Origin of the sequence: Burkholderia sp. LK4, assembly GCF_001043615.1 — a bacterium.
Taxonomy (GTDB): Bacteria; Pseudomonadota; Gammaproteobacteria; order Burkholderiales; family Burkholderiaceae; genus Burkholderia; species Burkholderia cepacia.
On the sequence record NZ_LDUL01000027.1, the window covers coordinates 193,214 to 205,717 of the forward strand.

A 12,504-nucleotide genomic window follows, 5' to 3' on the forward strand; every position below is an offset into this window, starting at 1 on the left:
GTCCAAATGCGTTGTCGAAGCCGGCGCAGTGTGCGGTTTCGACATGGCATCGTCATGAAAAAAACGTAAAAAGCGCGCATCGATCTGTGCAAGGACGGAACAGCCCGCCATGAAGCACCTGTATCCGAACGTGGCGGAGCTGCACGCATTCGCCACTTCCGCGAAGTACCTGAACTTCTCCTACGCGGCCCGCGAACTGGGCCTGACGCCGAGCGCGGTCAGCCGCCAGATTGCGAACCTCGAGGCACTGTTCGGCGTGAAGCTGTTCGTGCGCGAGGGGCGCGGCCTCGCGCTCACGCGGGCGGGCCAGGTGTATCACGCGCGCGTCGTCGGGCCGTTGCGCGAAATCGGCAACGCGTCGATCGAACTGCTGAGCGCACGCGAGAACAGCGACCTGCTGACGATCGCGAGCGTGCCGACGTTCACGACCAAGTGGCTGCTGCCGCGGCTCACGCGCTTTCTCGCCACGGCGCCGGATGTCACGCTGAGTTTTCGCCGCCATCTCGCGCCCGGCGACGTGTTTCCGTTCGGGCTCGACGCGGCGATCCGCTACGGCGACGGGGGATGGGAAGGCGTGCGAAGCGACTATCTGGGCGGACGGACGTTCGTGCCGGTCTGCTCGCGCGAATTCGCCGACCGGCATGCGCTGCACGCGCCCGCCGATGTCGTGGCCGCACCGCGCCTCGTGCACGAGCAGGCGGAGATCGCATGGTCCGCATGGGCGGAGCGTCACCGCGCGTCGCAGATGAACGCGCTGGCCGGGCCGCGCTTCGAGCAGTATTCGGTGCTGATCCAGGCCGCACAGGCCGGGCTCGGGATCGCCCTCGTGCCACGCTTCCTGATTCTCGACAATCTCGCGGCCGGCACGCTGGTCGAGCCGTTCGACGCGCCGGTCGACGTGGACGCGCAGGGACACTACCTCTGCTACGCGCCGGAGCGTCTCGACACGAGCGATGCGTTGAGGCGGTTCAGGAACTGGATGCTGGAAGAATCGGCGCGCGCGTAGGTCGGAAACGGCGCGCGCCGCCGCACGGCCGCGCGCGCCCTGTGCCGGACGCCGCCCGACGGCGGCATCCGGCACGCTGCATCAGCGACCGATACCGAGCCCCGGCAGCACGCCGGTATTCTCGGCCACCACCGCATGCAGCAGGCGCGGGTCGGCACCGAGCAGCCCGAGGATCGTCGGCGCGACCTGCTTCGTGCCGACCGTGTCGGTCACCGTGCGCGCGCGATGCAGGCCCGGATACGACACGAGCAGGCCGAGGTGGCTGTCGTCCGGCGCGTTGCCGCCGTGCTCCTCGTCCTTCTTCGTGCTCGACGTATAGATCACGCCCGGATTCGGCTGGACGACGATGTCCGGCGTGCGGCCGTTGGCCGGATCGCCGAACCGCTCGGCGAGCGCCGCGCCGTACAGGATGTACGCCTGCGGGCCATCCGCGCAGATCCCCGGCGCATTGCAGCCCAGGTTCGCCTTCAGCGTCTGCACGACGGCCGTGCGCTGGTTGCGGTCGCGCAGCCAGATCAGGCCGACGTCGTCGGTCTGCACGAAGCCCGTGCCGACCAGGCCCGAACCGTCGTTCAGGTTGCCCGTCTTCGTGTTGTTCTGGCCGAAGTTGCCGTTCGGGTCGAGATAGTTGTTCGCTTCGAGCAGCTTCGTCAGCGTGTCGCCGTTCTTCACGAGCTTCGTGTGATCGCTCGGCGACTGGCCATGCTTCGACGTGACGATCACCGCCGTCGACGAATACAGGTTCGCCTGCTTCAGCGCCTCGACGACATGGCCGATCGCGTTGTCGACGTACGTGATCGCGTTCGCGACCTGCCCGTTCGGCGTGAAGTTCGCATCCAGGTAGCCGCCGCCCTTCGTCACCACCGCTTTCTGCGCGACGCTCAGCGTCTGGAAATCGGCGCCGAACAGCGTCGGCACCGGCGCGCGCTTCGTGCCCGTCGAGTCGCGGCCGTTGATCTGGTTGATCAGCGCCTGCACGTGCAGGTTGTCGAATTGCGCGGTATGCGAATAGACGTCCGTGTAGTCCGTCTGCGTCGCCGGGTCGATCGAGTTGATCTCGGTGCGCGCGAGATCGTCGACGCCGGTGCCCGACGGCCCGTTCAGCCAGTCATAGCCCCATGCGTGCTTGTCGGCCCACGCGGTGGTCGCGTTCGGGATGCCCGCCTTCACGGCCTCGAAGACCGTGTTGGTCTTCACGTAGTTGTGCGGATAGACCGGCACGCACTTGCCGTTGACCTTCGCGTTCGGGATCGCCTGCGGATTGAATGCGCCGCCGCCGTTCAGGTGAACCAGCGCGCCGCCGTTCTCGGCGTCGATGCCGGTCGTCTCGTCGAACACGACGTTCCAGCCCTGCTTGCCCGAACAGCTCGTGTCGCCCGGCGCGTACAGGTTGCGGTCGTACGACACGTCGTAGAACAGGCCGGCCGTCTTCGGCGAGCCACCGGTCACGAGCGCGGCGAGGCCCGGAAACGAATCCGACAGGCCGGGCGTATAGGCATTCGTGTAGGTCACGCCGCTCTTCGCGAGCACCGCGATATTCGGACACGTGTTCGCGCCGATGCAGCGCGCGAGATCCTGCTCGTGCAGGCCGTCGATGCTGATCAGCAGCACGTGCTTCACGACGCGGTTCGCGTGGCCGCGATCCTCGTCCTGACGGTTGCCGTCCTGCTGCGCCGCATGCGCGCTGGCGCCCGCGAGCGCCAGCGCGCCCGCCACCATCCCCACCCACTTCCGCTGCTTACCAAGGAAAGACATGATCACCCCACCTCATCGATTGACGTTGAACTGCGTGACTTGCCATCAGGCGCGCAAGAATATGGCTGCGCCGTGGGTCGCTCGCATGAAGCGGGGCTTTCTGTTTTCTATCAAACGTAACCAATCGCAAGTGACACGATGCGGTCGCAATCCAACGTGGCCCGGCGCACGTCGCGGACTCGCGCGCTCACCGGCAAGCACCGCCGCGGTGCATCGGCCAACCGTCCGCGGCGTCACCCGCCGCACGATTTTTTTTCCGGCTTGGCGCGCGACTATTGGCGTGTGATAAAGGGTTTTCCCTGACCCGGAGCAAGAGCATGTCGACCCTGGAAGCCCTCCGGTTCGTGCTGGACGATGCACGCACCCCCGAAATCATTCGCCACCACGTCGTCGACGCGTTGCAGTACGCGTTGCGCAACTACGGACAGGTGTTCACCGCGAAGGAAGTCGAATGGCTGGCGCAGTGGGACGACGCACGTCTGCCGCTGGCCGCGAAGAAGGAATTGGGCAAGCGCGAGGAACCGGCGATCGCCGCGCGCTGAAGGCAGCGCGCCGCCGCGCCCGAACGGAGGAACGGGCGCAGCGGCGGCGGACGGCCTGCTTACTGCAGGCCGAAATCGACGCGGGTGGTCGCGCCCTTGTCGTCGATGCCCTTCGCATCGAGCTTCGGCGCGACGACGAACACGCGGCTCGAATCGATCTTCCCGTCGAGGTACTGGCGCACGGCCTGCGCGCGCTGCTGCGCGAGCGCACGCAGCGCGTTGTCGTCGGCCGGCGCGTGTTCGGCGAGCGCCTTCTTCATGTCGGCATCGGGCAGCGTCTTCTGCAGGCCGATCAGGTTGCGCGGCTTCTTGAAGTCGGCGGCCTTGTATGCGCGCGTCAGGTACTTGCTGTACTCGGCCGGCTCGACCTTCACCGACATCGGGTCGATGCTCTCGCCCTGCCCGATCACGTCCTTCAGCTTCTGCTGGCGCACCAGCCGCTCGACGTACGCGTCGCCGAGCCCCGACGTGTCCTTCGCCGGGTCGACGCGGCCGATCAGGTCGAGGCGGATCGACGGCTTCTCGGTCAGCATCTTCACGACGGTGTCGAGCTTCTTCTGCTGCGCGTCGTCGAGCCGGTACGAGCCCGGCGCGAATTCGACGTAGCCGAGATCCTCGCCGCCGCTGCCGAACGCATGCGCGAGCAGCGAGAACGGCGACGTGACGGCCTTCGCGATCAGGTTCAGCACCGCGCGCCAGATCAGCCCGCCGACACTGAACTCGGGGTTCGACAGCGAGCCCGACACCGGCAGGTTCACGTCGATCTGGCCGCGCGTGTTCTTCAGCAGCGAAATCGCGAGCTTCACCGGCAGCCTGGTCGCCGTATCGTTCTCCACATGGTCGCCGAACGTGAGCTGGTCGATGAAGATGTGGTTGTTCGCCTTCAGCTGGTCGTTCGCGAGCTCGTAATGCAGGTCGACGTTGAGCTTGCCCTTCGTGATCGGGTAGCCCGCGTACTTCGCCGAATACGGCGTCAGGTTGGTCAGCTCGATGTCGTGCGCGGTCGCGGTGAGGTCGAGCGCCGGTTTCTCGATCAGCGGGTTCACCGAACCCTTGATCGAGATCGGCCCGTTGCCCGCGAGGTTCGCGGCGACGTCGACCGGCGCGGAGGTCGTCGAATCCGTGCCGAACGCGCCGACCGTGCCCTTGATCGCGACCAGGTTCGCCGTGTAGTTCGGCTTGATGAAGTTGTCGGTGTAGGTGACGCGGCCGTTCTGCAGCAGCAACTCGCCGAAATGCATCCGCACCGGGTTCTGCGGCGGCTGCGCGGCCTTCACGACCACCGTCGCCGACGCGGCGGCCGGCGCGGACGCCTGCTGCGCGGCGGCGGCCGATGCGGCCTGCGCGGCAGCCGGCGGCGTCACGCCCGGCGACAGCGGGACCGGTTCGCCCTTGCTCGCGTCGCGCGTGAGCGACTGCGCCGGGCCCGTCTCCTTCGCGACCACGTCCTTCAGGTTCAGCCGCCCCTGTGCATCGAGCAGCACACGGCCGTAGAAGTTCGAGAACGTCACGCGCGCCGCGTCGACGTCGGTGCCCTTCTCGTCGTAGTTCGCCTTCAGGTTCGTCAGCGCGAGCGAGCGCCAGCCCGCGAACGGGTCGGAGGTCGCCTTGTCGAGCATCCGCACGTCGACCAGCGCGACGTCGCCGCGATAGGTCGCGCGCGGGGCGTCCTTCACCTGCGCGAACGTCAGGTTGCCCTGCGCGTTGAGCAGCGCGCTGGCGATCGTCGCGTTCAGCGCACTGCCGAAGTACGGCTCGAACGCGGCCGCGTCGAGGCGGTTGCCGTTGATCTTCAGGCCGAGCTTCAGCGGCTGCGCGGTCACGTCGCCCGTCACGTTCAGCGAGCCCTTGCGGTTCAGTGTCGCCTTCAACTGCACGGGCAGCGGCTTGCTCATGTCGTCGCTGATCTTCTGCACCGACAGTTCCAGCGGCTTGATCGCCAGCTTCACCGGGCGCGGCGTCGACAGGTCGGTGAAGTTCGCGGCCGAATCCTTCACGTTCAGCGCATCGATCCGGTAATGCCACGACGGCGCGGCGGCCTCGGCCTTGCGCGCGACCGTGCGCTTCGGCACCGACGCCTGCGCGGGTTCGGCCAGTGCCGCGAGGTCGATCCTGCCGTCCTTCAGGCGCTGCACGTCGAGCGCGAGCCCGCTGGCGTCGACGCTCGCGATCTCCGCGGTGCGCGCGGCAACGTCGACCTTCGCGATCTTCGCGCTCGCGTCGGGCAACACGATCGCGGGCGCCTTCGCGTCGGGCGTCGCGATCTTCAGCGACTTCAGGCTGACCGTGCTGTCGGCGACCTGCGCGGCGAGCGGCGTCTTGCCCCAGTCGGCCTTCGCGTTGACGGTGGCGCCGAGCGTGCCGTCGAGCACGCGCGCACGCGTGGCCTCGCCGAGGTACGGTTGCAGCGCCGGCAGCGCGAGTGCGGCGACCGTCAGCTTGCTGTCGGCCTGCTTCTCCGCGAGATTGAACGTGCCTTCGGCCGTCACGTCGCCGCCGCGCGACAGCGACGTCGACAGCGTGTATTTCGCGGGGGTCTTGCCCTGCATCGAGAAGCCGTCGAGCGTCGCGGCGAGCTTCGTGAGCGACAGCGCGGTCGGCGTTGCCGGCACGCGGTCGTCGACGTTGACGGTGCCGCCGTCGATCGCGAAATGGCGGATCGTCAGGTCGAGCGGCGGCGCCGCCTTCGCGACGGCTTCGACCTTTGCGCCGCTGGCGGCGGCTGCCGCAGCCGCGGAAGCGGGCGCGGCGCCCGGCGCCGCCGGCTTGCCCTCGGCGGCGTTCGATGCGGCTGCCGGCTGCGCGGCGAGCTTCTCGACGTTCAGCACGCCCTGCTTGTCGCGCGACAGGTCGACCACCGGCTGGTCGATCCGGATCTCGTCGAAGTGCAACGCGTTGCGCAGCGGCTCGAGGCTGGCTGCCGCGACATGCACGCCGCGCGCGGCGAACAGCGGCGCGGACGCGTGGTCCGTCACCTTCGCGTCGTTCAGGTCGACGGTGCCCGATACGCGCAGCGCGGGCGTCTCGCCGCTCATCACGAAATCGACCTTGAGGTCGCTGCTCAGCAGGCCGCTCGTCACGGCCACCGGCAGCTTCGCGGGCACGTACGAGATCAGCTTCGGCACGTCGAGGCCGTCGAATTTCAGCGCGATCTCCGATTCGCGCGACTGCGCGAACGGCTTGGTCTTGCCGTCGATCGCAATCGGGCTGCCGTCGAAGCGCGCGCGCAGCTTCGGCTCGACGAAGATGTCGGTCTTCGATGCCAGCGTCGCGATATACGGAATGCCGAGCGTCCAGTTGTCGACGACGTGCTTTTCGTTCAGCAGGCGGTCGTCGAAATCGATCCGGCCGTTGTTGACCTGGATGTTCGACACCGAGAACTGCGTCGGCTTGCTTTCCGGTTTGGGCGACGGCGTCGAGAATTTCTCGATCAGGTCGGTGAAATTGAAGCGCTGCGCATCGTAGCGGACGATATGGAACTGCGGCGAGTCGAGGCGGATTTCATTGACGATCGGCGCACCGCGGAACAGCGACGACCACGACGGCCGCACGACGAGCTTCGCGATGTCGATGAAGTCGCCCTGCCCGCCCTTGTCGCCGAGATGGATGCCGTCGGCCTCGAGGTTCAGCGTGTACGGGTTCAGCGCGATGCGCCGGATCGTGGCGGGGCGGTCGAGCTGCTGGCTCAGCTGCTGTTCGGCGATATGGCGGATCAGCGGCGGCGCCGCGAAGAACCCGAGCAGTCCGAATAAAACGAGGAAGATCAGCAGGCCGAGGCCGATGCGCCGGGTGCGGCGCGAGCGTGCAACGCCACCGAGGGCATGGAGGGTCGAGGGTACGGTTTCTTTGTCTGCGCTTGCCATGCTTGAATGCCTCGGGATGGGATGCCGGCCATACCGGAGAACCGGTCGGCCGCGCACGCTATCCCGAAAGTATAGGCTCAGGTGGTAACAGTACGGGGTTCGGGCGCCGCCGCGCCCGCCGGTCGGACAACGCCGCCGGCCCTCCGTTCATTTCCGGACGACGACGGGCGGCATCCACGATCCGTCGCTCGCCTGCGGCTTCGGTGCGTACAGGCGCAACGCGAGTGCGAAATCGGCGCGCGGCGCCGGCAGCCAGTTGCCCGCATGCGTGCCGCCCGGCGACGCCGACACGACGATGTCGATCGACCCGTCGTGGTTGCGGCGCAGGCGGTCGCGATCGCCGAGCGAGCGGCGCGCCGACCCGACGTCGGGCAGCGCGCCGTTCGTCGCATACGGCGTGAGCGTCCAGAACGCGCGAACCGGCGGCAGCGCGCCCGGCGCGAAATGCAGCACGTAGCGGTTCGCTCCGTTCAGCGGATGGCCGTCGCTGTCGACACGCACGACCGCAAGCGTTTCGTCGTCGCGCGTCGCGGTGCCGAACTGCGTGTAGGCCGCGTACGCGCGCAGCGTGTAGTCCTGGCCGTACTTGCCGGCCGTATCGCCGATCCAGCTCCAGCCGTTCGCATTCAGCAGGTTCGACGGCGGGGTCGCGAGCCGCGCGCGCGCCTCGGCGACGCCGGCCGTCGCGGCCGCGAGGCGGTCGCCCGTCCACAGCACCGGGTAACCGGCCGACACGCCGATGTCGCCGAGCAACGCCTGCGCGTGTGCGTCGTCGGCCGGCGCCGGGTTGTCCTGCAGCGCCTGCGCGAAACGCGCGAAGAACGCCTTCGGGTCGAGCGCGGCCACCTGCTCGGCCGGCGTGCCGCCGCCCACCGCCTCGGACGGCGCGCTGCCCGCATGAACCGCCACCGACGCGCCGCGCGCCGCGCCCGTGTAGACGGACAGCGGCACCACGCGGATCGCGCGCTGCAGTTTCTTCACGTTCGTCAGGTCGCGCCCGCCGCTCGTCTGCAGACGGACCTCGAGCCACGCGTTGGCCGACGGGACGTCGATCCGGACCGCGCCCTTCGGCAGCGTGCCCTGCCAGTCCTTCGTGGCGAAGGCAATCGTTTGCGATCGCACACCGCCGCGTGTGCCGCGTGCAGCCACGCTCGACGACGACCACAGCACGTTCGTCCACATGTCGAGCGCACGCGCGTCCCAGTAACGGCCGCGCGTGTCGGGCAACGTGACGATCACGGGTTCGGCGGCGACGTCGAGCCAGCCGGTCGAGTCGAGCGTGTCGACGCCCGGCAGCGGCGGATTGACCGCGCCGACGGGCGGCAGCGCCTGCGCGTGGCGCAGCGTGTTGAGCGGCGCCTGCCCCGGCTGCGCGCCGTCGCCGCCCGTCGCCGCTTCCTTCGCGACGTCCATCAGCACGAGCGGATACGCGTATACATAGGAGTCGGCGACTTCCGCGCGCATCCAGCCGGTTTTCCGCTGAATGGCATCCGGTTGCGACGCGCACCCCGCAAGCAACGCCGCCATGGCCAGCGACGCGCACGCGCGCCGCAGAGAAACTGATTCCTGCTGGTTTTCAATCATCGAGTACTGGCCGAATATCGTTCTTTTCAGTCAACGCCTTGTGCGACGCGCAAATGGCGAAAGCAAGGCACCCCAGCGTGCCCGGACAACCGTTTCGTGACGTTGCGTAACGGTGGGCGCTGATGTCAGGCCGGTATCATAGCGCCTACGGGCATCCCCTAATATGCCGAATAGCTGGCCGAACGCTAGCCGTATTGTCGACAAAATCGAAATAGTTCTGGCGATTTGCAACAAAACAGGGGATATCGGCACGACACACGCTCACGGCGAAACAATCTCGCCGGTTGGTCGATTATCGAATGGTGTCACTAATGACACCATTCGATATGCCTGGCGTATGGAAGATCCTCGAACTCATGAGGCGCGAGCCCGCGAACGTGCGATTCAACGATCAGGTGCGACAGGTTCTCGACGCGATCGATCGACTGAAGGAACAGAAATCATGACTCAAGACCACTTTACGTACCGCGTAACGTGGACCCCGGAGGACGGGGAGCACGTCGGCCTGTGCGCGGAATTCCCGTCTCTTTCGTGGCTCGACGCAACGCCGGAAGGTGCGCTGGCCGGTATTCGCCGGCTAGTCGCCGATGTCATTCGCGACTTGACCGCAAACGGAGAAAAGGTGCCAGAGCCGATCGCCGACCGCACCTACAGCGGTGAATTCAAGGTTCGCATCCCGCCGCAGGCACACCGCGCGCTGGTGATCCAGGCCGCCGAGCAGGGCGTCAGCCTGAATCGTCTCGCGAGCGCCAAGCTCTGCGCCTGATCGCGCAGTCGAGCGCAAAGGCCCGCCCCTCCCGGATGTCGGTCAGGAATCCGGGAGATTGCTTTTCCGCGTTGTGACACCCTGTGTGCATCGGCATGCGCTGCCGCCGCTTGACCTTACCATCATGGGAACGTTGATACTGGGTCCATTCGCGGCGCGAGCCGTGCATTTTGGGAATCCGACATGACTGAACCACTTGCCTCCGCAGCGCTGCATACGATCGAGCTGAGCGTCGACGGCATGCATTGCGGCGGCTGCACGGGCCGCGTGCAACGGGCGCTGGCCGCGGTGCCGGGCGTGGTCGACGCGGCGGTCGACCTCGACGCGCACGCGGCGACGGTGACTGCGCAGGAAACCGTCGACGCCGCACGACTGATCGAGGCGGTCGGCGCAGCCGGCTACGGCGCCTCCGTACGCGCACCGGTGCTCGAAGCCGCCGCCGCGCATGCGCATCCTGTCGAGGCATCGCCCGCGCCGATGGCCGCAGCCGCTTCGACAGCCGGCCATCCGCTTCCCGCCAACAGCACCATCGAACTCGATATCGACGGCATGACCTGCGCGTCGTGCGTGTCGCGCGTCGAGAAAGCGCTGGCGAAGGTGCCGGGCGTCACGCGCGCGTCGGTCAACCTCGCGACCGAACGGGCGACCGTCGATGTCACGGCCGACGTTACCGCCGCACAACTGGTGGAAACCGTGAAACAGGCCGGCTACGGCGCGACGCCGACCATGACGGATGCAGGCTTCACCGCGCTCGCCCCCTCCTCGCCTGCCGCGCCCGCCAGCATCGAACTCGACATCGACGGGATGACCTGCGCGTCCTGCGTGTCGCGCGTCGAGAAAGCGCTGGCGAAGGTGCCGGGCGTCACGCGCGCGTCGGTCAACCTCGCGACCGAGCGAGCTACGGTCGATGTCGCGCCCGACGTTACCGCCGCCCGGCTCGCCGAAGCCGTCAAACAAGCCGGATACGGCGCGACGCCGGTTGCTGGCGCGGCCATCCCGCCGGCTACGTCCACCGCCCCCGCCGACCTCGAGCTCGACATCGACGGCATGACCTGCGCGTCCTGCGTCGGCCGCGTCGAAAAAGCGCTGGCCGCCGTGCCGGGCGTCGCGCGCGTTTCGGTCAACCTCGCGACCGAGCGCGCATCGGTGCACGGCGCCGGCGCCCTCGACGCCGCCACGCTGATCGCGGCCGTCACCACCGCCGGCTATCGCGCGTCGCTCTCCGACGCGTCGTCAGCCGGTGCCACGGCCGGCGCCGACGCGCAACCGGCCAGCGCCGCGCAGGACCCCGAAACACGCAAGCGCCTCGAAGCGATCCGCGAACGCGATCTCGTGATCTGGTCCGCGGTGCTGAGCGCGCCCCTGGTCGCGCCGATGCTCGTCGCGCCGTTCGGCATCCACCTGATGCCGAACGGCTGGGTCCAGCTCGTGCTCGCCTCGATCGTCCAGTTCGGCTTCGGCGCGCGCTTCTATCGCGCGGCATGGCACGCGGTGAAGGCGCGCACCGGCAACATGGATCTGCTCGTCGCGCTCGGCACGTCGGCCGCGTACGGGCTGAGCCTGTGGATGCTGCTGCGCGGCACCGGTCATTCCGGCCACCTGTATTTCGAGGCGTCGGCCGTCATCGTCACGCTGGTGCGCTTCGGCAAATGGCTCGAATCGCGCGCGAAGCGCCAGACCACCGACGCGATCCGCGCGCTGAACGCGTTGCGTCCCGACCGGGCCCGCGTCGTCGAGCACGGCATCGAACGCGACGTGCCGCTGGCGCAGGTGCGTGTCGGCACCCGCGTCAGCATCCGGCCCGGCGAGCGTGTGCCCGTCGACGGCCGGATCGTGTCGGGCCGCTCGCACGTCGACGAATCGGTGATCACCGGTGAAAGCCTGCCGGTGCCGAAGGACGACGGCGACCCCGTCACGGCCGGCTCGATCAACGGCGAAGGCGCGCTCGTCGTCGAAACCACTGCGATCGGCGCGGAGACGACGCTCGCGCGCATCATCCGCCTCGTCGAATCCGCGCAGGCCGAGAAGGCGCCGATCCAGCGGCTCGTCGATCGCGTGAGCGAGGTGTTCGTGCCCGCCATCCTCGGCATCGCCGTGCTGACGCTGGCCGGCTGGCTGATCGCCGGCGCCGGCACCGAAACCGCGATCCTCAACGCGGTCGCGGTGCTCGTCATCGCGTGCCCGTGCGCGCTCGGCCTCGCGACGCCCGCCGCGATCATGGCCGGCACGGGCGTTGCGGCGCGGCGCGGCGTGCTGATCAAGGATGCGCAGGCGCTCGAACTCGCGCAGCGCACCACGGTGATCGCGTTCGACAAGACCGGCACGCTGACCGAAGGCAAGCCGTCCGTGACGGCGTTCGAAGCGGTCGGCGTGCCGCATGACGAAGCGCTCGCGCTCGCGGCGGCGGTGCAGCGTCAGAGCGACCATCCGCTCGCTCGCGCCGTGGTCGCCGCGCACGACGCCGACGTTGCCGCACGCGGCAGTGCAGTGCCGCCGGCAAGCGCGGCCGATGCGCGCGCGGTGGCGGGACGCGGCGTGGAAGCTCGCGTCGGCGGGCAGTTGCTCGCGCTGGGCAGCACACGCTGGCGCGACGAGCTCGGCATCGCCGTGCCGCCCGCGCTCGACGCCCGCGCGGCGGAACTCGAATGCGCGGGCAACACGATCTCGTGGCTGATGCGCGCCGATGCGCCGCGCGCGTTGCTCGCGCTGATCGCTTTCGGCGACACCGTGAAGCCGGGCGCCCGCGACGCGATCGCGGCACTGTCGGCGCGCGGCGTCGCGAGCGTGCTCGTGACGGGCGACAATCGTGGCAGCGCGGCAGCCGTCGCGGCGTCGCTCGGCATCGGCGAGGTGCATGCGCAGGTGCTGCCCGACGACAAGGCGCGCGTCGTCGCCGAGCTGAAGCGCACGCACGGCGGAATCGTCGCGATGGTCGGCGACGGGATCAACGATGCGCCCGCGCTTGCCGCGGCCGACGTCGGCATCGCG

At 68.5% G+C, this 12,504-nt stretch carries 7 protein-coding genes; 4 read left to right on the forward strand and 3 right to left on the reverse strand.

Translation table 11 applies throughout. The annotated features are described in order from the left end of the window. Window positions 1-109 precede the first annotated feature (109 nt). Complete coding sequence (locus tag VK92_RS14715) at window positions 110-1,006, forward strand: LysR substrate-binding domain-containing protein (protein ID WP_048023562.1); 897 nt, start codon at window positions 110-112, stop codon at window positions 1,004-1,006. An 81-nt stretch (window positions 1,007-1,087) separates the two neighbouring features. On the opposite strand, the gene VK92_RS14720 is transcribed toward VK92_RS14715, so the two are convergent. Further along, a complete protein-coding gene (locus VK92_RS14720) occupies window positions 1,088-2,761 on the reverse strand; it encodes an alkaline phosphatase family protein (RefSeq protein ID WP_419761812.1) in 1,674 nt (557 codons plus the stop codon). 317 nt (window positions 2,762-3,078) lie between these two features. Between VK92_RS14720 and VK92_RS14725 the strand changes: the two genes are divergently transcribed. Further along, complete coding sequence (locus tag VK92_RS14725; RefSeq protein ID WP_027790361.1) at window positions 3,079-3,303, forward strand: hypothetical protein; 225 nt, start codon at window positions 3,079-3,081, stop codon at window positions 3,301-3,303. A gap of 59 nt (window positions 3,304-3,362) precedes the next feature. Here VK92_RS14725 and VK92_RS14730 read toward each other — a convergent pair whose 3' ends face one another. After that, entirely contained in the window at window positions 3,363-7,166 is a 3,804-nt protein-coding gene (locus tag VK92_RS14730; RefSeq protein WP_048023566.1) for a DUF748 domain-containing protein, read from the reverse strand. A 147-nt stretch (window positions 7,167-7,313) separates the two neighbouring features. Further along, window positions 7,314-8,750, reverse strand: a complete 1,437-nt coding sequence (locus VK92_RS14735) for a DUF1254 domain-containing protein (protein WP_048023568.1) — start codon at window positions 8,748-8,750, stop codon at window positions 7,314-7,316. A 442-nt stretch (window positions 8,751-9,192) separates the two neighbouring features. Here VK92_RS14735 and VK92_RS14745 point away from each other — a divergent pair, with 442 nt between their 5' ends. Next, on the forward strand, window positions 9,193-9,516 hold the full coding sequence (locus VK92_RS14745) for a type II toxin-antitoxin system HicB family antitoxin (protein WP_048023572.1): 324 nt from the start codon (window positions 9,193-9,195) through the stop codon (window positions 9,514-9,516). Between the two features lie 183 nt (window positions 9,517-9,699). Next, a partial coding sequence (locus VK92_RS39990) for a heavy metal translocating P-type ATPase (RefSeq protein WP_082171476.1) occupies window positions 9,700-12,504 on the forward strand: 2,805 nt, incomplete at its 3' end.